17 protein-coding genes are annotated in these 20,870 nt (G+C 42.0%); 10 read left to right on the top strand and 7 right to left on the bottom strand.

Features of this window, described 5'->3' with window-relative positions; all coding sequences use genetic code 11:
- Positions 1 to 48: 48 nt before the first annotated feature.
- A complete protein-coding gene (locus tag H9648_RS12240; protein ID WP_191754109.1) occupies positions 49 to 1,791 on the top strand; it encodes an ABC transporter ATP-binding protein in 1,743 nt (580 codons plus the stop codon).
- A gap of 112 nt (positions 1,792 to 1,903) precedes the next feature.
- Here the strand turns inward: H9648_RS12240 and H9648_RS12235 are convergent, their stop codons facing one another.
- Complete coding sequence (locus H9648_RS12235; protein WP_191754108.1) at positions 1,904 to 2,398, bottom strand: hypothetical protein; 495 nt, start codon at positions 2,396 to 2,398, stop codon at positions 1,904 to 1,906.
- A 569-nt stretch (positions 2,399 to 2,967) separates the two neighbouring features.
- Here H9648_RS12235 and H9648_RS12230 point away from each other — a divergent pair.
- Positions 2,968 to 3,165 (top strand): hypothetical protein, encoded by a 198-nt coding sequence (locus tag H9648_RS12230; protein WP_191754107.1) that lies wholly within the window; start codon positions 2,968 to 2,970, stop codon positions 3,163 to 3,165.
- Positions 3,166 to 3,299: 134 nt separating this feature from the next.
- Here the strand turns inward: H9648_RS12230 and H9648_RS12225 are convergent, their stop codons facing one another.
- From H9648_RS12225 to H9648_RS12205, 5 genes are all read right to left on the bottom strand, one after another.
- On the bottom strand, positions 3,300 to 4,070 hold the full coding sequence (locus H9648_RS12225) for a DUF2628 domain-containing protein (protein WP_191754106.1): 771 nt from the start codon (positions 4,068 to 4,070) through the stop codon (positions 3,300 to 3,302).
- Between the two features lie 36 nt (positions 4,071 to 4,106).
- The gene (locus H9648_RS12220; RefSeq protein WP_191754105.1) at positions 4,107 to 4,574 is read right to left on the bottom strand and encodes an NUDIX hydrolase; all 468 of its coding nucleotides are present in this window, start codon (positions 4,572 to 4,574) and stop codon (positions 4,107 to 4,109) included.
- Positions 4,575 to 4,774: 200 nt separating this feature from the next.
- Entirely contained in the window at positions 4,775 to 5,131 is a 357-nt protein-coding gene (locus H9648_RS12215) for a hypothetical protein (RefSeq protein ID WP_191754104.1), read from the bottom strand.
- 141 nt (positions 5,132 to 5,272) lie between these two features.
- A complete protein-coding gene (gene pssA, locus H9648_RS12210; protein WP_191754103.1) occupies positions 5,273 to 5,998 on the bottom strand; it encodes a CDP-diacylglycerol--serine O-phosphatidyltransferase in 726 nt (241 codons plus the stop codon).
- 178 nt (positions 5,999 to 6,176) lie between these two features.
- Entirely contained in the window at positions 6,177 to 6,923 is a 747-nt protein-coding gene (locus H9648_RS12205; protein WP_191754102.1) for a MurR/RpiR family transcriptional regulator, read from the bottom strand.
- A gap of 166 nt (positions 6,924 to 7,089) precedes the next feature.
- On the opposite strand from H9648_RS12205, the gene H9648_RS12200 reads away from it, so the two are divergent.
- The 4 genes from H9648_RS12200 (at position 7,090) to H9648_RS12185 (ending at position 14,883) form a co-directional block, all read left to right on the top strand.
- Positions 7,090 to 9,051 (top strand): fructose-specific PTS transporter subunit EIIC, encoded by a 1,962-nt coding sequence (locus tag H9648_RS12200; protein WP_191754101.1) that lies wholly within the window; start codon positions 7,090 to 7,092, stop codon positions 9,049 to 9,051.
- 334 nt (positions 9,052 to 9,385) lie between these two features.
- Positions 9,386 to 12,052 (top strand): glycoside hydrolase family 38 N-terminal domain-containing protein, encoded by a 2,667-nt coding sequence (locus H9648_RS12195; protein ID WP_191754100.1) that lies wholly within the window; start codon positions 9,386 to 9,388, stop codon positions 12,050 to 12,052.
- Positions 12,052 to 13,725 (top strand): alpha-amylase family glycosyl hydrolase, encoded by a 1,674-nt coding sequence (locus H9648_RS12190; RefSeq protein WP_191754099.1) that lies wholly within the window; start codon positions 12,052 to 12,054, stop codon positions 13,723 to 13,725. The genes H9648_RS12195 and H9648_RS12190 overlap by 1 nt, the downstream gene beginning before the upstream one ends.
- A 15-nt stretch (positions 13,726 to 13,740) precedes the next feature.
- Entirely contained in the window at positions 13,741 to 14,883 is a 1,143-nt protein-coding gene (locus H9648_RS12185; protein WP_191754098.1) for a glycerate kinase, read from the top strand.
- Between the two features lie 103 nt (positions 14,884 to 14,986).
- Here the strand turns inward: H9648_RS12185 and H9648_RS12180 are convergent, their stop codons facing one another.
- Positions 14,987 to 15,262, bottom strand: a complete 276-nt coding sequence (locus tag H9648_RS12180; RefSeq protein ID WP_191754097.1) for a hypothetical protein — start codon at positions 15,260 to 15,262, stop codon at positions 14,987 to 14,989.
- Between the two features lie 106 nt (positions 15,263 to 15,368).
- On the opposite strand from H9648_RS12180, the gene H9648_RS12175 reads away from it, so the two are divergent.
- The 4 genes from H9648_RS12175 to H9648_RS12160 all read left to right on the top strand — a co-directional run bounded on the left by H9648_RS12175 (position 15,369) and on the right by H9648_RS12160 (position 20,777).
- Positions 15,369 to 16,136: a LamB/YcsF family protein gene (locus tag H9648_RS12175; RefSeq protein WP_191754096.1), complete on the top strand. Its 768-nt coding sequence runs from the start codon at positions 15,369 to 15,371 to the stop codon at positions 16,134 to 16,136.
- A 268-nt stretch (positions 16,137 to 16,404) separates the two neighbouring features.
- Positions 16,405 to 17,007: a hypothetical protein gene (locus H9648_RS12170; RefSeq protein WP_191754095.1), complete on the top strand. Its 603-nt coding sequence runs from the start codon at positions 16,405 to 16,407 to the stop codon at positions 17,005 to 17,007.
- Positions 17,008 to 17,152: 145 nt separating this feature from the next.
- Positions 17,153 to 19,909: a CHASE3 domain-containing protein gene (locus tag H9648_RS12165; protein ID WP_191754094.1), complete on the top strand. Its 2,757-nt coding sequence runs from the start codon at positions 17,153 to 17,155 to the stop codon at positions 19,907 to 19,909.
- Between the two features lie 13 nt (positions 19,910 to 19,922).
- Positions 19,923 to 20,777 carry a CheR family methyltransferase gene (locus H9648_RS12160; RefSeq protein WP_191754093.1) on the top strand — a complete coding sequence of 285 codons (855 nt, stop codon included), beginning with the start codon at positions 19,923 to 19,925 and terminating at the stop codon, positions 20,775 to 20,777.
- Positions 20,778 to 20,870: the final 93 nt, after the last annotated feature.

The following is a 20,870-nucleotide window of genomic DNA, read 5'->3' as shown; positions in this document are numbered from 1 at the left end:
CGGTGTCCCCTTATGTGTGCCTCGTAAAAAAACACAAAGGGGTAAATCATGCATTTTCCAATCAAACGTTTTTTCTCCTATTACAAACCGTATTTAGGGTTATTTCTAACTGTATTAATTATTGCGTTTATTGTTTCTGGGATCACACTTGTCCTTCCGCTGCTCGTTCGGTATATAACAAAAGATGTTTTAGAAGGGGACTTGTCTGTTGCCCTTCATAAGGTGTACGGGATCGGCGGGATCATGATCGTATTAGTAGCCGTACAGAATCTTGGAACGTACTTTGTCGACTATAAAGGGCATGAAGTCGGAGCGCGAATGGAAAGTGATATTCGCAGTGAGTTGTTTCAGCATCTGCAAAAACTTTCTTTTAGCTTTTACGATAAAGAAAAGACAGGCCAACTCATGTCTCGCGTAACAAACGACTTATTTTTACTTGCTGAACTGTATCATCACGGTCCGGAAGATTACGTCAAATATTTCGTGAGGTTCGTAGGGGCATTTGTAATTCTGTTTTTTATCAATGTGCCTTTAACGCTTGCGGTGTTTTTGTTTCTGCCGATCATCGGTTTTCTCTCGCTCTATTTTAACAAGAAAGAGAACGTTGCTTTGCGGCGAAATAAGGAGCGGATCGCAGATATCAATGCTCAGCTTGAAGATACGCTTTCAGGTATTCGTGTCGTGAAATCTTTTGCAAATGAACAAGTGGAGATCTGTAAGTTTAATAAAGAAAATCTTCGTTTTTTAGAAAGTCGAAGAAACACGTACAAAGTAGAAGCAACTTTTTATAACAGCATACAAATCTTAATCCAGCTCATCACGATCACCGTTGTTGTGTTCGGAAGCGCGAGTATCGTCAATCAAACGTTGGATTTAGCTGATCTGATCACGTTTTTGTTATATGTCGGCTATATGGTGGAGCCCATTCAGCGTCTGACTCATATGAGCACACAGTTTCAAGAAGGAATTACGGGCTTTCAGCGTTTTATGGAGATTATGAACCTGAAGCCAGACATCGAAAGTCAAAAAGATGCGATACAGTTTTACACGGTGAAAGGGGATATCGTTTTTAACGAAGTGAGCTTTCGATACGAACCGCATTTGGATCCTGTGTTTTGGAATCTTTCTCTTCATATAAAGCCTGGAGAGTACGTTGCCCTAGTGGGTCCATCTGGTGCGGGGAAGACAACACTATGCTCGCTTATTCCTCGGTTTTATGAAGTGACAGAGGGGGAAGTGCAGCTTGATGGTGTGGACATACGTAACCTGAATTTAGACGATTTGAGGAATCAAATCGGTGTTGTTCAGCAGGACGTTTATTTGTTTTCGGGAACAGTGATGGAGAATATTCGTTACGGCAATAATGAAGCGACTGATGAAGAAGTGGTAGCAGCTGCGAAGCAAGCAAACGCACATGATTTTATTATGAGCTTGCCAAATGGATATCACTCTGACATCGGTCAACGAGGGGTTAAACTCTCTGGAGGTCAGAAGCAGCGGCTAAGTATCGCTCGCGTTTTTTTGAAAAATCCGTCTGTCCTGATTCTGGATGAAGCGACGAGTGCACTGGATAATGAATCCGAAGCAGTAATCAAGGAATCGCTTGAGTCTTTAGCAAAAGGGCGTACAACAATTGTGATCGCCCATCGCCTCTCTACGATCCGCAATGCTGAACGGATTATTGTTCTAACGGACGAAGGAATTGTGGAGGAAGGTACGCACGATGCCTTGCTTAGCCGCGATGGAGCGTATGCGCAGCTTTACAACAAGCAGTTTGAAGTACAATACTAGATGTTTTCAAAAAAAGTCTTTCCAATAAAACGGGGGGGCTTCTTTTATACGAGATATTGTAAGTATCTGCAAATAACATTGATGAATTATCTGCACTTGCCGATCCTTTTATTTAAAAGAATTGAATAAACAAAAATAGGGAAAGTGTAACAACAATAACGGTGAGTATCACCCATAGATATATTTTTTCGATCTCTTCAGATTTCCCTTTCCCTTTCTTAACTCTGAAAAGTAACCACATATCAAATACTGCGAATACTACCGCACTTAAGCCCCCAGTATACGTATATACCCCCCAGAAACCATAGATTATTCGCCCTATGAATAGCCCCATTGCTCCATGAAAAACTATGTACATTGGCACACTGACGCTGTAGTTCATGCCGAACTTACAGATCATATATTCAATAACTGCTGATGTTATCAGACCAAAACATACAATGATCCCTGCAGCAATAAATGCGGAAAAAATCGGAATCATGATGATCTCTAATCCACTCTCACCAGCTTCACGATCAAATACAGACAGAGCTGTCAAAACGAGTGAAAAAAGTAAGCTCGTCAATATGGTAGCGAAGATCTTGCGTTTTCCAAAAGCTACTTCCATTCTTATAAACTCCTTTTTTATAGAACGAGCCCTAACGATAATACTAGGACGTACAAAGGGGATGTAGATAGAAGCAGAGCTATGTTTTTTCTTTTAATCATTCTACTAGAAAAATAATAGACGAAGCTTCCAACTGTTAATAACGGTGCGATTAAGATCATAAAGAATAAATCACCGTAAATTAGTAAACTAAAAAATATACTAATCGTGATAGATAGAAGCAATAATAGAGTTAGATTCAATGAGTGTTTCTTATTAGGAACAAGATAAAGTACTGCTTCACCTAGTAAGCATATGAAATAAACGAAAAAGATGAAATAAGGGATAAGAAAAGGAAGACCCTCATTTTCTCCGCTAAATCCTGTACTGAGGAAGAAGTAAAACAGGGTGAATAAAAATGTGGTACCTGCACCTATGTATAAGGGACTTCTTTTAAGTATTTCAAGCATGTGTACTCAACTTCCCTCTAAAGATTATCTACCCTTATAGTACCATTATTTAGTATGTCAAAAGCTTTTTATTTAAGGGTATTGGAAAAGAACATAACGTTTTAAGGAGTGGTAAGATGTTTGCGCAGATATAAAGGTGAAGTGAAGTTTGGATCACATACGGATAAGTTGAAAATTAGCTTGAGCACACCTCACAAAATGAGGAAGTGGACAATCCGTGATGATAACGGCAGTTTAAACATTACATTCCTAAACGGAACCTCTAATGTAGTGACCATTACGGATTCTGGAGAAGTCATTGCAAAAAGACGGTATTAATATAAATGTATCAAGCTTACCGAAGAATCCTACTGCTGGGCGCATGGTCTTTTATAAAGGGGAGCTGAAACTTTATACAGGTTATGAATGGAGAACGATATAAGAAAAAGGAGCTGCGTAAAACTCCTTTTTGCTTACCAAGAATTTTCCTCAATATATAGTTCATAATCGATTGAATCCTCTTCGTTAAGTTTTTTTTCGTTAATATAAATTTGATTCCATTCATACATGTACTTGTCGAAGTAAACATAAAAGACGATTCTCACGTCTTCTTTCTCGGTGTAATCATAACCAGTAAACTCCACAACATGTTGACGGCCATCTTGTTTGATATAGGTCCACTTCGGGTTGTCCATGTAAGCTTCTAACGTATCTGCCTCTCCGCTGATTCGTACTACATTTTTTATATTCGTTTCTGTTGGTATGAAAGATAAACCGAAATCCATGGCAAAGAAAAGTGCGAACAAAAGGGCATGCAAACCAAGCATAATCCCAACATGCGTTCCGCCTTTGGCTTGTATAAAGGAGTCTTGCAAGATTTCAGGTAAAGCTCTAGCTTGTTTTAAAACATGGTTCGTATGATTAAAATACCAGCGATTCCCGAATAAGCCAACGATTATAGAGATTATGCCGTAAAAGGGCAGGTCAAGCCATACAGTAAGATCCATAAAATAAAAAGGTACCGCCCATAGCAATTGAAGACCTGCAATAATAAAGAACGGTTTATACATTTTGCGATACGCGAGCCAAAGCGTTGAAAAGAAGAAGGCAAGCCAGTTCCACGTGCTTTTTGTTGCCGGATTCTCAACGGAATTCCATTTTAAGTCGTAATAAGGTATGTTTTTTTGAACAACTTTATGTTGCTGCTCAAATAAGCTTTGTTCCTCTTGGTGTGCGTCGTTCATGTCCTTCTCCTCAAATATTTAGTATTTTTAGTAACGTTACTTCACTACCGGTCTTTCAATTCCATTTAGAAAATCGTGTATTATCTCAAGATGATCAGTAAATAGGTTTTGTGGAAGCTGATCTATTGAGAAAAATTTATTATCCATCGATTCCGTATTTGAAGTAATAAGGTCTCCAGTAAAGTCGTGACATGTAAAAACATGGTTCACCATGGATACTTGATCACCATTTGAAAAAGTCTTATCAAAGCGTTGTCCCGAATAAATACCAAACAACTCGAGTTTGCCAAGTTTTAGCCCTGTTTCTTCAAACACTTCTCGTCTAGCAGTGTCCTGCACCGTTTCTCCCAATTCCATAAAGCCACCTGGTAAACCCCATTGGCCGTTGTCACTCCGTTTATTAAGAAGTAATGCATTCTGTTTATTAAAAACAAAAGCTCCGGCGACCACCGTAATGATCTTGGAGTGACCCACCATTGCTCTCACATACTTTATGTAATCCATCTGCATCCTCACCTCTCAATTTCCTTATTTTCCTACTATACCTTTATTTTGTAAGTCAGTCTGCAGTTTTTTAAAGAAAAAGACATAATAAAAATGAACTGGTTTATCATCCACTTCATTGGTTCATTTCTTATATGGTTTGGTTTCTATGTACACTGTTTCACAATCTACTGCAAAAAGAAAAGCGAGGGTGATTCGAGTTATGCTTCTCTTTGTAGGGCAGGCTTTTCAATCGTGCTTAGCAGATCTTCGCGTGCTTTTTGACTTAATTCATTGGAGTACTCAATCGCGTCATAGATGGATGTGAAGTGCTGTGACGAATAGTAAGGCGATTTATAGCAATGTATTACTTTCGTTTGTGAAGGATAGATGAGCACCTTCCAGTGGTAAACATTTCGTTGCTTTTCACTGCCTTCCATCGCGATGAGCCAGTGTGTGGAGCTTTCAAGTGCTGCGTCGTCTTCCTGAGCTGTATTTTTTAGAGCGGCCCGATCATTCTCACCGATTAAAATAGGCACCTTTTCATAAAACTCCCTAAGGTTTGGGTAGTTGTTCATACCATCTCTCCTCTCAAACATGATTTGTCCATTTCACAAAGTACATGTTTCGCTTATTGTGACATTATATGAAGGGAGAGGGGAAAAGATGACTCAAAAAATACCAGATGCTATGTTTTTTAGCATCTGGCGGGTAAATCTTTAGAAACGTCTTCTTTTGTTCCGACGAGGTCGTCTTGGCCGTCTGATCTTAATCTCTTTTACCTTAATAAACCTAACCCCAATAAACAAGAAGTACGTGGCTAGTGCGACATAAAAGAAGATCGGTACGCTTTCAAACTGGTTCTTCGCAAGCAAGTAAAACATATAAAACAAAAATAGCGAGATGATCGTTCCGTATCGCGGCATCGGAATGTCCTTGAAGCTTGGTATTTTTACCGTGCTCACCATTAAAAGTCCGAGTCCGTAAAACAGAAGTACAAAAATCCAAAGGGGTATCCATTTTACAAAAAAGACTAAGAATACAACGATTCCACCTGCTAACGGGATCGGGATTCCTTTAAAATATTTCATCGATTCTTCTGCCGCCGTAATGTTAAAACGCGCTAGACGGTATGCGCCGAATAACGGAAACAATCCTGCAAATAGAAAGCCCCACATTCCTAAATGAGCAAAGTAGGTATTCGCGACAAAATAGGCTGGTGCTACGCCAAAGGATACAACATCCGCAAGTGAATCGAGTTCCTTTCCGAGGTTTCCTGAGACTCCTAAGATCCGAGCTGCTCTTCCGTCGACCGCATCCAGCATCATTGCAATGAAAATGAGGATGGCGGCGTTTCGAATATCACCGTTTGAAACGTAACCGATGGAAAGAAACCCGCAAAATAAATTTCCTAAAGTTAATAAGTTTGGAATATGCTTTTTCATTGTTCACGTCCTTAAAAAATACTCTTCTCTATATAATAGATGATTTTATTGGAAAAAGTTATGTTTTTTTGGTTTAAGTGAGTAGTTTACCATATTTTTTTGTAAGTGTGGGTGAAGTAAAAGTTGAGCATTATCCAATTTCATTAAATTAAAAAGGACTGCCTCATATAAGACAGTCCTACTTCATACTTCTCTTCAAATAACTCTCAAACAAGAGATCAATCAACAGCATCAATGTCGATCTTGCTGTAATATCATAGCCTGCAAACTTCACCCGGCCGACCGTCATGCTTAAACTCGTCTTCACCATCTTACTTAACGAAGAGTCGGATGCGTTCGTGATCGCAGCTGTATCTACGACTTTATAGGAAAGCTTTTCGGCTGCTTGCAGAAGTGTTTTTGTTTCGCCGCTTGACGAGATGAAGAACACGAGGTCGTTCGGTTCTACCATGTTCGGTAAAAGGTCGATCATGTGTGACTCGTATGTGTAGTGAGTCTGCTTGTTCGTCTGCATGAGTAATTTGCTGAAGTACTCTGCCATCATTTTCGATAGACCTACACCAACCACGATCACGCGCTTTGCGTTCACGATCTTCTCACTCAATTTTTCGAGCTCCGTTTTTTGAATCGTTTCAAATGCAGAGACAAACTCTTCTTTATAGCGCTCAACCGGACTATCCCTCAACATCACATGCTGATTCTCGATCGTTTTCAGAATGTATTTTAGTTCGGAGAAGCCTTCAAGTCCGAGCTTATGCGACATGCGCACGATTGTGGTTGTACTCACGTTGTTCACTTTTGCGATCTCGGTCAACGAATGAGTTTTTGCTTCATCTATATGATTGTCTATGTAATACACGACTTGCTTTTCGGTTGGCGTGAGTTCAGCTAACTTGCTGCTGAACTGATCTAGAAACTTCCCCATCGTTAACTTCCTCATTTCCGTACGAACTCTTTCTTTTAGTATAGCCCATTTTTCATTCTGTACAAATGTACGGACTCTGTACAAAGATAACGCTTACTTTCGTGTTACAAATAGAGTATAGAAAGTTGGAAGTGCTTTCATACTAGGAAAGATTGGAGTGAATGTCATGGAACTAAGAAACATGACCCATCCGAATTTAGTGTTGTTCGATGTAGATGCTCAAAATAAAGAGCAAGTGATCCGACAGCTAATTTCAAAGATTAAAAAACAAAATTATATAGAATCAGAAGAAGCATTATTGGAAGCGGTATTAAAACGCGAGGAGCAATCTCCGACAGGCATGGAAAAAGGGTTGGCAATTCCGCACGGTAAATCGTCAACGGTCAAACAAGCCGTCTTTGCGGTAGCTCGTCTCAAAAACCCACTCGCAGATTGGGAAAGTATCGATCCTAACAACAAAGTTCAGCTCGTATTCTTGATCGCCATTCCTGAGAGTGAAGCGGGAACGACGCATTTAAAAGTATTGTCTACGCTAAGCACGAATTTAATGCGCGATGGTTACTTGGAAGGTTTGATGGCGGCAGGTACAACAGATGAGTTTTTAAACAGACTGGATGTTGAAGAGAAGAAAGAAGCTGCCCCAGAAAAAGAATTCACGAAAACCGTCGTTGCGGTTACAGCATGTGCAACAGGTATCGCACATACGTATATGGCGGCTGAAGCTCTGGAAAAAGCTGGACGTGAGTTAGGTGTTTCTGTACTTGTTGAAAAGCAAGGTGCGAGCGGTATTGAAGATGAGTTATCAGCTGAGGTTATAAAAAATGCAGACGCTGTCATCTTTGCAACGGATATTGCACCAAAGCAAAAAGACCGCTTTGCAGGTAAATCGTATGTCCAGACCCGAGTTGCTGAACCATTACGAAAAGGAAAAGAAATGATTCAAAAAGCGCTAAGTAACCCTGATGGTGTTGTTGAGGCAGAGGAAGAAGAATCTTCTACTACACAATCAAGCGGCGGAGGCGGATTCTTTAAAGATATGGTCCAAGCGGTAATGACAGGGATCTCTTACATGATTCCGGTTATCGTTGCAGGTGGATTGATGATGGGGATCGCAAAACTTGGTGCGATGCCGTTCGGACTTGTGAACGAACTTGCGGATCCGAAATATGCTACACATTCAAATGAGCTATTCGTTATTCTGCACCATCTCGATAAGTTTGGAGCACTCATATTCAAATTCATGTATCCGATATTTGCCGCGTTCGTCGCGTATTCACTGGCTGACCGCGTTGGTCTTGTAGCCGGATTTATCGGAGGGGCTTTTGCAGGCGGACTTCATTACACGTTCTGGGACAACCCGGATGGCATTCCGTCTGGATTTTTAGGAGCATTGATCCTCGGTCTTGCAGCAGGTTATATTGCTCGCTTCTTGAACCGTAAAATACAGTTAAACAAAAACTTAGCTGCGATGAAGCCGATGTTTATCATCCCAGCGATCTCAGTACTATCGATCTTTTTCTTAAACTTTTACATTGTAGATCCTGTGTTTGGCGGTCTGAACGTTGTATTACGCAACTGGATCGAGTCTGCACAAGGAACGGGTGACGTTGTTCTTGCATCAATCATCGCTTCTGCAACTGCTTTTGACTTAGGTGGACCGATCAACAAAGCAGCTGGTGCGATCGCGATCGGACTTGCAGCAGATGAAGTGTATCCGTTAACGGCCCGTGTTCTAGCGATCGTTATTCCACCGATCGGTCTTGGAGTTGCTGTTGTTATCGATAAATATATCGTCGGCCGCCGTGTATTCCCAGCAGACCTTCGTGTAGCAGGTAATACTTCATTGTTATTAGGATTTCTGGCAATCTCTGAAGGTGCGATTCCGTTCATGCTTCGTAACCCGTTGATCACGATTCCGATCAACATTATCGGTGCGATCCTCGGTGCAAGTACGGCTGTCTTGCTTGGAGCTGTTCAATGGCTTCCGCTTCCGGCAGTTTGGGGCTGGCCGCTCGTTGAGAACCTATGGGCTTACTTGCTCGGACTCGTTGTCGGTGCAGCATTCATCGCATTCTCCAACATCTTTATACGCTTTGCGATTTTAAAAAGAAAAGAGAGACAAGCTTAATAATATTCTTAGGTTTTGGAGCTCTAGAAGGAATAATCGGAGTAGATATTTAATTTCTGAAGCGAAACTAAGGGTGGTTTGAGCGAAGAGAGATACATTTTGAGCGAAAGATATGTTTCAATGAGCGAAAAAGAGGATGTTATGAGTGAAACAAAGACCAGTTTGAGCGAACGTGTAACAAATAAAAAAACATGTACCGTAAAATCCAAACTGTTCAGACAATAAGTCGATATGAGCTGAAAAAATAAGCATTCAAAAAAAGAAAAGGGGCGCATCTTGTTAAAAAGATGACCCCTCTTTCTATTAAACGTGAGCAACACGGGAGGGAAACAGCATGAAACAAAAACAAAAAAAGGTATACGTCGTACCGCATTCGCATTGGGATCGCGAGTGGTATTTTACTATAGAAGATTCAAACCTATTACTCGTAGAAAACATGGACCGATTGATGGATGTGATGGAGAAAGATCCAGAATATACGGGCTATGTATTTGATGCGCAGAGCTCGATCATCGATGAGTATTTAAAGATTCGTTCAGAAGAAAAAGAACGGTTGAGCCGTTTGATCGCGGATAAACGTATTTTCGTAGGACCTTGGTACACACAAGCAGATTCACTACTTGTGAACCGAGAGTCATTGATCCGCAACTTGATGTACGGAACGCGGATCGCTGAAAAGATGGGTCACTCCCTGAACGTTGGTTACCTGCCTGATATTTTTGGTCAGAACACATATCTTCCGTCTATGTTCAAAGAATTTGATATCGATTATAGCGTGTTGCAGCGTGGGATCTATACCGATCAGTTGAACGGTGATCTGAACTTCACATGGCAATCACCAGACGGCGAGAGCGTGAAGGCGAACAATATCTACTTCGGTTACGGTCCAGGAAAATTTTTATCAGATGATCCCCAGTACATGGAAGAACGATTGCTTCCTATATTAGAGAAAATAGCTGATCTGAACGCGAACACGGATAACTTGTTGTTGCCAGCTGGTGGTGACCAAGTGCTCGTTCGAGAGCATTTTCCTGTAACGGTAAAAAAGCTGAACGAAAAAGATGCGAAACATGAATATGTGCTCTCTGACTATGAAACGTTCATGAAAGATACGTGGGAAGAAGGAGATTTTAAGAACGTGATCGAGGGTGAGATGATCGCGACTCAAAAATCTCGTATTCACAATACGATTCGTTCTCAGCGTTATGACATCAAGAAACTTAATGATATTGCTGAAGAAAAGGTCATTTATGAGCTGGAACCTTTGGCAAGTCTTGCGAGTACGCTGGGCTTTAAATATCCGCAAAGATGGCTGGATGAGATGTGGAAGATGCTATTTGACGTTCACGCTCATGACAGCATCGGTGGGTGTAACTCTGATGACACGAATCAGGAGATCGTGAATCGTCTTACAAAGGTTATCCGAATCGCTGACGGCTGTTTGAATCTCTTAAAAAAACAGATTTCAGAAGCTGTGAGCCGTAAGCTTGGCAAAGATTCAATCTTTGTGATGTTCCATCTGCTTCCTAAAGCATTCGAAGGCTCGCAAAAAGTCGTTCTTTTTACGAAAGAAAAAGGATTTGGTGTTCGTGATCTAGACGGAAAGCCTGTTCTGTTCGACGTATTGAATCAAGAATATATTTCAGGCGGAAAGACGATTGTTGTTACGGCGGATGGTGAGAAAGAAGTTGAAGCGCCTGGTTATTACAGAAACGAAGTGCTTTTACGCGATGTGAAACTTCCGTCCATGGGCTATGAAACATTCCAAGTGGTGGAAGATGTAGAGACCGAGCATGTAGCTTCGAAAGTTGAAGACAACCGAGCGATCGAAAATGAGAGCTTCCGAATTTATGAGGAAGATGGCAGATTGCATTTAACGGTGAAGACACTGAACAAGACGATCTCGGATTTTGTGAAGTTTGAAAATGTTGCGGATGCGGGAGATTCGTATGACTTTTCTCCGCTTGCAGGAGACTCGCCGATCCATTCAAGAGAGATCGAATCTGTTTATGTAGAAGGAAGTAAAGCTGTCGAGTTCATGGAAGTTGTGCATCTGTTGCAGGTGTCAAAAGACTTGGAAGAACGAAAAGTTGGAGATGCAACAGGACACTTAGCCATTGTTACCCGATTTGAACTACGCGAGGGTGAAGACTTTATCCGAGTTACGCATGACATTGAAAATGAAGTAAAAGATCACCGCGTTCGCGTGTTGCTGCAAACTTCTGTTGAAGCACCAGATTACTCGTTCGGCGATCAAGGATTCAGTCTGATCCAACGCCCGACCGTTAATCCGTATATGGAAAACTGGAAAAAAGAGAAGTTCGCTGAAGCACCGGTGCCGATCTATCCGCTAGAAAATCTAGCAGGTGTAACGAACGGAGAATCAACTTCTGCTGTTATCACGAAAGGCATCAAAGAATATGAGTTGATCAAAGAAACGGGGCAACTCGCTTTAACATTGTTCCGAAGCGTTGGTTTGCTTGGTCGTGACAACTTAGCTTGGAGACCAGGCCGCGCGTCAGGTATCAACAACAAAGTCGTTCATACGCCGGATGCTCAAATGCAAACGAAAATGTCGTTTGAGTACGCGATAACGGTCACTATAGGTCATGATGTTAAACAGTTGTTTGATACGGTTGATGAGTATCGCGGACACAGTGTGAGTTATCAAAAGCAAGCGTTGAACACGTTTGAAGAAAGACTTGATCGTTTTGAGATTCCTTATCCAGTAGATATCTTGCCTGCGAGATTCAGCTTGTTTGAGACAGAAGGCGACTTGTTCCTAAGTACGATGAAAAAAGCGCATGACGATGAATCGGTCATCTTACGTTTGTTTAACCCAAGTGAGGCAGCACAGACAGTCGTATTAAGTAGCGAACATATCCAGTCTGTTGCACAAACGAAACTGAACGAAAAAAGTGTGATCGACGTGAAAGACGAAGTGACGGTTCGAGCAAAAGGATACGTCACATTAAAGCTTCGTATGAAGGAGAATGTGTAATGAGTTTTTCTGAAAAAGCTGAGAATCTGTTAAAAACAATCTATGGCGAAGATTTTTCGCCTGATTATAAAGATGAGATCGTAAAGCTTGTTGATGGGTGGAAAGAGAAAAAGTGGAGCGAGACAGCTCCACTTTCTGAAAAAAATGTGTATCTGATCACGTATGGCGACATCATTAAAGAAGAAGGAGAATCAACGTTAAAAACGCTGAACAAATTCATTAACGAATACGCGGCAGATGAGATTACGGATGTACATTTGTTACCGATGTTTCCTTATACGTCTGATGACGGTTTTTCGGTTGTTGACTATCGTGAGATCCACCCTGAACTGGGAGACTGGTCGGATATTGAACGTTTCTCAAGCGATTATCGTTTAATGTTTGATTTTGTGGCGAACCATATGTCGAAGTCGAGCAAGTGGTTTCAAGGCTATCTGAAGGGTGAGGCAGAATATGTGAACTATTTTACCCCGAAAGAAGAAGGTTTCGATGCTTCAAACGTTGTTCGTCCTCGTACCTCTCCTCTTTTTCATGAGTACGAAGGTGGTAAGACAGCGTGGACAACATTCTCTGAAGACCAGGTGGATGTGAACTTTAAGCATTTTCCTGCTTTGCTTGAGATGACGGATATTTTACTGAATTATGCGAACCGCGGTGGGACAAGCATTCGTCTAGACGCGATCGGTTTCATGTGGAAAGAATCGGGTACAACATGTATTCATCTTCCACAAACACATGCCATCATCCAGTTGTGGCGTGAGATTTTAGAAGAATTGCAATTAAACACGCTCTTAATCACTGAGACGAATGTTCCGCATAAAGAAAATATCAGCTATTTTGGTGACGGAAACAATGAAGCGCATATGGTGTACCAATTTTCACTGCCGCCACTCGTATTGCACACGTTAACCACTCATGATGCGAGTAAGCTGACCGGTTGGGCGAAGTCGATTGAAAAGGTGTCTGATTCGGCTACGTACTTTAACTTTTTAGCGAGTCATGACGGTATTGGCATGCGGCCAACAGAAGGAATCTTAACAGAAGAAGAACGTTCCTCATTGGCTAAGAAAGTGTTGAGTAACGGCGGTCGTGTTTCGTATAAAAGTAACCCGGACGGAACGGAATCCCCTTATGAGCTGAACATCAATTACATGGACGCGCTCATCAACAAAGACGAAGATACTAGTGAAGATATGCAAGTGCAAAAAATGCTTGCGGCACATTCCGTATTGTTCTCCGTAATGGGTGTTCCAGCTGTCTATTATCATTCACTGTTAGGGTCTCGGAACGATTATGAAGGATTGGAGTCGTCAGGAATCAACCGTCGGATCAATCGACAGAAGTTTCTATACGATGAACTCGTTTCGGAGTTGGAAACATCTACTCGTCGTCAAAAAGTGTTTACAGGATTGAAGCGTTTAATTCGTACGCGTCAGCAGGAAACGGCGTTCTCACCATTTGCTTCACAGTCGATTCTAGATCTTGGGAAGCAGGTATTCTCACTGATTCGCAGAAATGAAGAAACAGGTGAAACGGTGTTGTTTGTGATGAATGCATCGAACAAACTGATCGATGTGGACCTTCCTTTCGGTGGCGAGGACTTGTGGAGCGGCAATTCTGTTGAAGGAACCGTTGAACTCGTTCCATATCAGTTTATGTGGATTAAAAAATAAAGTAGGTGGACACGAATGAAGATTGTCATCGCTCCTGATTCATTCAAAGAAAGTATGACAGCAGCTCAGGTCTGTAGAGCAGTGGAAGCTGGTTTCAAAAAAACGTTTCCTCACGCAGATTATGTGCATGTGCCTGTTGGCGACGGTGGAGAAGGAACGGTTACATCGGTTGTTGATGCGACAGGCGGCGAGATGGTCGAAGTGGAGGCAACAGGTCCGCTCGGTGAAAAAGTAGATGCGTATTACGGCGTAACAGGTGATGGAAAGACGGCAGTGATCGAGATGGCTGCCGCTTCCGGACTTCATCTTGTTCCGAGAGAGATGCGGAATCCTTGTGTGACAACAACACACGGAACAGGTGAACTGATTTTAGACGCTCTGAATCGAGGAGTGGAGCGGATCGTGCTCGGTCTTGGTGGATCTGCAACAAACGACGGCGGTGCTGGCATGGCGTCTGCACTCGGTGTAAAGTTTTTGAATGTGAACGGTGAGGAATTGCCTGCTGGTGGTGAAGCGCTTCGTGAACTTTTGACCATTGATGTGTCTGGGCTGGATGCTAGACTGCAGTCGGTGAAAGTGGATGTTGCGTGTGATGTAACAAATCCGTTAACGGGACCGGACGGGGCATCGGCAGTTTTTGGACCGCAAAAAGGTGCGACGCCTGAGATGGTAGGTATTTTAGATGAAAGTTTAAAACGATACGCTGAAGTGGTGGAGCGAAATCTTGGTGTCGCAGTAGATGAGTTGCCAGGCGCTGGCGCTGCTGGCGGCCTTGGTGCTGGAGTTGTGGCATTTTTAGATGGAAACCTGCAGAGCGGAATTGATCTTGTGCTTGATGTAATCCATTTTGAAGATGCGGTTCAGGACGCGGATCTCGTGATTGTTGGAGAGGGCCGAATCGATTCTCAAACAATTCATGGGAAAGCACCAGTTGGTGTAGCGAAACGAGCGAAGGCTGTTGTGGACGGTGTACCCGTTGTTGCCATTGCAGGCAGCATCGGTCCTGATTATGAGGCGGTGTACGATCACGGAATTGATGCTGTTTTTAGCGTAATGAACGGTGTGGTGACGTTAGAGGAAGCGTTGCTGCATGGAGCTCAAAATGTGGAAAAAACAGCGGAAAATATTGCGCGTTTGATTCATTTGAAAATAAATTAGCCCCTTGCTCTCAAGGGGCTTTCCGTTTTTTAGGATTTAAGAGTTTTGAAGGTCTAATTGTACAATCGAGGACTTTTTCTGAAGTGATTTACACGACATGAAGTTAATGCTTTTGTTTTTGCATCACTTTTAATAACCCAATCACATCATCATTTTGGCTAACTTCGATCCGACTGACAGTGGCTTTAACATCTTTTACATCTGTTTCTAATGTATCCAGTCTAGTTACAATTTGTTGTTGGCCAGTTTCTAAGTTTGTCACCTTATTGTCGAGGTTACTCATCTTATTATCCAAGTTGCTCACCTTATTATCTAGTTCAGAAACCTTATTATCGATGCTGAGTAATTTTACTAGAATTTCATTCAGTACTTTTTCCAAATTTCTCACCTCCTTCATTAGTCTTCCTAAACATTTTACAATATATAAAACTTATCGTACAGTTGGTGTAAATTAAACAACTGATTAAAAAGTAGGAGGTCTTTTCATGAGTATTATTGACATTAACTGCGATATGGGCGAGAGTTTTGGCGCGTACAAACTTGGAACAGACGAAGAGATTTTAAAATACATAACGTCAGCAAACATCGCATGCGGTTTTCATGCAGGAGATCCTGCTACGATGAGGAAAACGGTAAAATTAGCATTAGAGCATGAAGTTGGCATCGGCGTTCACCCAGGATTGCCTGATCTAGCAGGATTCGGCCGTCGAAACATCGACATCTCTGCTCAAGAAGCGTATGAGATGGTTGTTTATCAGATCGGCTCATTGTGGGGATTCGTACAGGCTGAAGGCGGAACGATTCAACACGTGAAACCGCATGGTGCGCTTTATAACATGGCAGCGGTGAATCGTGAACTGTCTGAAGCGATTGCCGAAGCGGTTTATAAAGTGAACCCTGAGCTTATTTTATTTGGACTTGCAGGCAGTGAACTTGTTCAAGCAGGTGAAAAGATCGGCTTGCGCACAGCATCTGAGGTTTTCGCTGATCGTACGTATCAGCAAGATCGCACGCTTACTTCACGCAAGCTGCCACATGCGGTAATTACGGATGATGATGCGGCTGTCGCACAAGTGATTCGTATGGCAAAAGAGGGAAAAGTGATGACGCAGCAAGATGTTGACGTTGATATTAAAGCAGATACGGTTTGCATCCACGGAGATGGTGCGCATGCGTTAAGTTTTGCGAAGAAAATCAGACAAACGTTAGAGGATTCAGGGATTTCTGTTCGTAAAATCGGAGAAAGTCTATAAAATAAGTTGTAACCGCCGGTTCGAGATGTGCTTATGTAGCGTATCTTGAACCTTTTTTTATACGGTGTGCGAAGTGTGGTTAGAAATGTGCGTAACATGTGTTGTTTTGAGCGTAAGTGATGTCGAAAAGAGTGAAGTCGTTCATTAAATGTGCGTATTCAACCAAAAAGTGTGCGAACGTGTAACAAATATAAAAACACGTACCGTAAACTCTACGCACATGTCATAATAAAACCTGGAAATGTCTATATAGAAAGGAAACAAACCTATGATCTGGATTCTCTACCTCATACTATTCATCCTATCATTCACACTCTCAGTACTTGGTGCACAAACGTGGATGTTCGTCACGCTGTTGATATTATTTGTAGCAAGTTCATCTTTAGCACTTTTCTATCCGTTACTATGGCAAAAAGATGCAGAAAAAGTAAAGAGGTACTTACTTAAATCAAAACAGTCGTACCATCGCTTTTTATATGCCTTCTTATATGAAGAGGAAAGTGAAGCTGAAATGAGACTCACGAAAATCAAACAGACTCAGGCAAGGAAATACGCCGAGATCATGCTATTCACACAACAAGAAAGATGGGAAGATGTGAAGGGGCTTCTACAAACCATGAAAAAAAGTAATCTGACTCATTATTATGCCGCGATCGTCGCGATGGAAGAAGGCAGACAAAAAGATTATGAGCAACATAAAAACCAGCTAAAAGACCCTCATTATGTGACGTGGTTAACAGTGGAAGAACTGCGGCGAAACGGCAACAAAAGCGAAGCCCTCTCTATCCTTGAAGAGCAAATCAATACATTAGGGGGACTGAAACTACTATCCGCCCTTCATTACAAAGACAAACTGCAACACAAAAACTAAACGATTAAAACTAGATCTCAGTAAAAAAGAATTAGTTTTTTCTGTTTCCAACACATTCCACGGTCTTCATTACTACCTTTATCTCACAATTAACAGTATAATTAGGCATAAAAACATTTTTTATAAAAAGGCAGGAATATAGGGGATGAATAATTTTAGATTCGGTATTCGCCAGAAAATCATTACTGGCTACATTGTCATCATTGTCTGTTTAATTGCTGCTATTCTTGCGGTGACCAATCAGCTGGATAACATGAAGAGTGAGAGAAACTTTGTCATTCAGCATGATATCGCGGTCAGGGATCTTACGAGTCAGATTGAAAAAGATTTGCTAACGATGGAAACGACCAAAAGGGGTTATCTGATCTCAGGAGATGAGAGCTATCTTCAGCTTTATGATGAAGCTCGTTCAAAATGGACGAAGGACTTCAACACACTGAACGAACTTCTATCTGATAATCCGAATCAGCAAAAAAACGCTGCAACGATTAACGAAAACATTAAAGAATGGATCACAGTTGCGGGAGACCCGCCTATTAAAATGAAGCAGCAGAACGATACGGAGGGTATCACTGAATTTCTTAGACTAGATCCAGGGAAAGAAAAGACAGAGCAAGTGCTTCAGCAATTCGAGTCTTTTAGAACGAAAGAAAAGGCACTTACAGAACAACGAGCAGATAATCTGAACGACCAGAATCGATACTTAGAGATCGGTCTTTTTAGTTTGCTCGCATTCGTTATTATCGCATCCATTACGCTTGCCTGGATTATTTCCGGTTCGATCATTAAGACGATTACAGCAGTAGTCGAGACAATTCGTGCCATGACAACAGGCGGAAACTTAAGCAGCCGTATTCATGTAAAATCTAACGATGAGATCCGAGACTTAGGAGAAGCGACGAACGAACTGTTGAACTCTTTTGAAGAACGCGACTGGCTGCAGCGAAGTGTAACGGATGTTGTGAGCAAGAACCAAGGCGTTTCATCGCTTGAAACGTTAGCGGAGATTTTCCTTTCGGCAACCGCACAGATCACGGAATCGTCTTACGGTGCTTTTTATATTAAAGAGGGCAAAGACGAGAATGTTCGTTTTGTTAAAAAAGGAGCATTCGCGGACACTGATGCAGATGTAGGACGAGCTAGCTTTAAGTTAGGACAAGGTCTCATCGGCCAATGTGCATTGGAAAAACGAGTTCAAGTGATCGAGAAGATCGATGGAAACTATACGCTCATTTCTTCTGGTCTAGGTGAAACAAAACCAAACAGCATCTTGATCGCGCCGATCGTACATGAAGATGAAATTGTGGCAGTAATTGAGCTTGCGAGCCTAACGATTTACAGCAAGCAGCACATTGCATTTATTGAAAAAGTGCTAGAAACATTCGGACTCACGATCAACCGAGTGATCGATCGAATGGAGATTGCAAGACTTCTATCTGAATCACAAGCGATGACTGAAGAATTACAGGCGCAATCTGAAGAGCTTCAAACGCAATCTGAAGAATTGCAGATGCAATCGGAAGAACTGCAGATGATCAACGAGCAACTGGAGTCTCGTTCACAAGATGCTGAGGAAAAATCGAAGGCACTTGAGATCGCGAAGAAGGATCTAGAAGATAAGGCGAAGCAGTTAGAAACAGGATCTAAATATAAATCAGAGTTTTTGGCGAATATGTCTCATGAACTGAGAACGCCGCTTAACAGTATCTTGATCCTTTCTGAGATGCTTGCTGAAAATGGCAACCAAACACTTACGAACGAAGAATTAGAATTTGCAAGAGTCATTCATTCATCCGGACAAGACCTTCTGAACCTGATAAACGATATTTTAGATCTTTCGAAGGTAGAAGCAGGGAAACTGGAGATCATGCTTAGTGAGGTGAACCTCAGTGAGTTCCCATCTAACCTGGAAAGAAACTTTACTCATATCGCGGATCAAAAGAATCTTAATTTCACGATCAATATGGCTCCTGACGTACCACCACTTTTACAAACAGACGAAAAACGTTTTCAGCAGATCATTAAAAACCTGCTGTCCAACGCGTTTAAGTTTACGGAAAAAGGATCTGTATCTGTTAGCGTGAAAAAGGTTCAGACAGATGTATTCTACAATGGTGTTGATTATTGGTTAGAAGTGGCGATTAAAGATACGGGAATCGGCATACCGAAAGAGAAGCACGAACTCATTTTCCAAGCTTTCCAGCAAGGTGATGGTGCAACGATTCGTAAATTTGGCGGAACAGGCCTTGGGTTATCAATTAGCAGTGAGTTTGCGAAGCTTTTAGGTGGAAGATTGCAGCTGCAAAGTGAAGAAGGAAAAGGAAGTACCTTTAAACTTCTGATTCCAAGCATCTCGGATGAAAATGTTTCTGTTCAAACGTTCCTTGGCGCATCAGCTGAAGTGGCAACTGCACTTGAGCAGTCCAGCAACCCTGTAGCTGACATTGAGCCGCCGATAACAGCTAAAATCGTACCGGCAGAGCCTGAGGTAGAACAACCACCGATCTCTGTTGATGAAGAGAACGTATTCTACGGTAAAACGGTATTGATCACAGATGATGATAATCGAAATATTTTTGCGCTAAAAACAGCTCTTGAACAAAAAGGAATGAACATTCTGATCGCCAATAACGGTATGGAGTGTCTAGACGTTCTTGATGCGAACAAGAATATAGACCTGATCTTGATGGATATTATGATGCCAGAGATGGATGGCTATGAAACGATGCAGCGCATTCGAGGAACCGGTGAACACAAGGACCTGCCAATCATTGCGTTAACGGCAAAAGCGATGAAGAACGACCGTGAAAAGTGTCTTGAAGCAGGGGCTTCTGATTATATCAGCAAGCCGTTGAAGCTCGAACAGCTCTTTTCTGTGATGCACGTTTGGATGACAAAGTGAGGATCGACCACTGATGAAGGATTTTTTATGGAACAACGATGACAACCAGGAAAATAGCATAACGGAAACACTCGAGATGGATCTGTTGTTAGAAGGATTGTACCGCATATCTGGATTTGATTTTCGCCAGTATATGCGGTCGTCCATCCATAGACGTGTACACAATCGCATGCAGCTTGAACAGATTCGAACGATCACTGGAGTGCTGGAAAAAGTTCTGCACGAACCAGCTTTTATGACGACGCTGCTCAATGACTTTTCGATCAACGTAACGGAGATGTTTCGTAACCCGGAGTTTTTCCGTTCATTTCGTAAAAAGGTGATTCCCGAGTTGAGAGATCTACCGGAGATTCGCATTTGGCACGCAGGATGTGCCACGGGTGAAGAAGTATATTCGATGGCTATTTTGATGGAAGAAGAAGGCTTAAGTCATAAGACGAAATTTTATGCGACAGACATGAACGAACCCGTGCTGAACAAAGCGCGTTCAGGCATTCTGCCGCTGAGCAAGATGAGGACGTACACGAAGAACTATATGGCGGCTGGGGGGACTCAAGCATTTTCTGAGTACTATACGACAGACGGTCACTTTGCTTATTTAAAGCCCTCGTTGTTAAAACGAATCAGCTTTCTGCAGCATAACCTTGTGACGGATCATTCGTTCAATGAATTTCACGTGATTCTTTGCCGAAATGTTTTGATCTACTTTACAGCTGCTCTGCAAAATCAAGTGCATGAGCTGTTTTACGATAGCCTCAGCCCGAATGGTTTCCTTGGCCTTGGTGATAAAGAATCCATTCAATTTGCTGACTGTGCACAAAAGTATGCAGACTTTGCGGAACAGGTGAAAATCTATCAAAAAAAATAAAAGCAGGATGAAGGGGTGAACTGCACCCTGTCAAGTAGACAGTGAAAATAATAAAAACCAGCTAAGCGGCTTCAGCTCTATATTCTTTAGGGC

This window comes from Fictibacillus norfolkensis (assembly GCF_014836645.1).
In the GTDB taxonomy this organism is placed as follows: Bacteria; Bacillota; Bacilli; order Bacillales; family Fictibacillaceae; genus Fictibacillus; species Fictibacillus norfolkensis.
This window is presented reverse-complemented; position numbering and strand designations above follow the sequence as displayed.

Coding starts and splice junctions, on each gene's coding strand:
- H9648_RS12240 (WP_191754109.1), top strand. CDS start 49: ATGCATTTTCCAATCAAACGTTTTTTCTCCTATTACAAACCGTATTTA.
- H9648_RS12235 (WP_191754108.1), bottom strand. CDS start 2,398: ATGGAAGTAGCTTTTGGAAAACGCAAGATCTTCGCTACCATATTGACG.
- H9648_RS12225 (WP_191754106.1), bottom strand. CDS start 4,070: ATGAACGACGCACACCAAGAGGAACAAAGCTTATTTGAGCAGCAACAT.
- H9648_RS12220 (WP_191754105.1), bottom strand. CDS start 4,574: ATGGATTACATAAAGTATGTGAGAGCAATGGTGGGTCACTCCAAGATC.
- H9648_RS12215 (WP_191754104.1), bottom strand. CDS start 5,131: ATGAACAACTACCCAAACCTTAGGGAGTTTTATGAAAAGGTGCCTATT.
- pssA (WP_191754103.1), bottom strand. CDS start 5,998: ATGAAAAAGCATATTCCAAACTTATTAACTTTAGGAAATTTATTTTGC.
- H9648_RS12205 (WP_191754102.1), bottom strand. CDS start 6,923: ATGGGGAAGTTTCTAGATCAGTTCAGCAGCAAGTTAGCTGAACTCACG.
- H9648_RS12200 (WP_191754101.1), top strand. CDS start 7,090: ATGGAACTAAGAAACATGACCCATCCGAATTTAGTGTTGTTCGATGTA.
- H9648_RS12195 (WP_191754100.1), top strand. CDS start 9,386: ATGAAACAAAAACAAAAAAAGGTATACGTCGTACCGCATTCGCATTGG.
- H9648_RS12190 (WP_191754099.1), top strand. CDS start 12,052: ATGAGTTTTTCTGAAAAAGCTGAGAATCTGTTAAAAACAATCTATGGC.
- H9648_RS12185 (WP_191754098.1), top strand. CDS start 13,741: ATGAAGATTGTCATCGCTCCTGATTCATTCAAAGAAAGTATGACAGCA.
- H9648_RS12175 (WP_191754096.1), top strand. CDS start 15,369: ATGAGTATTATTGACATTAACTGCGATATGGGCGAGAGTTTTGGCGCG.
- H9648_RS12170 (WP_191754095.1), top strand. CDS start 16,405: ATGATCTGGATTCTCTACCTCATACTATTCATCCTATCATTCACACTC.
- H9648_RS12165 (WP_191754094.1), top strand. CDS start 17,153: ATGAATAATTTTAGATTCGGTATTCGCCAGAAAATCATTACTGGCTAC.
- H9648_RS12160 (WP_191754093.1), top strand. CDS start 19,923: ATGAAGGATTTTTTATGGAACAACGATGACAACCAGGAAAATAGCATA.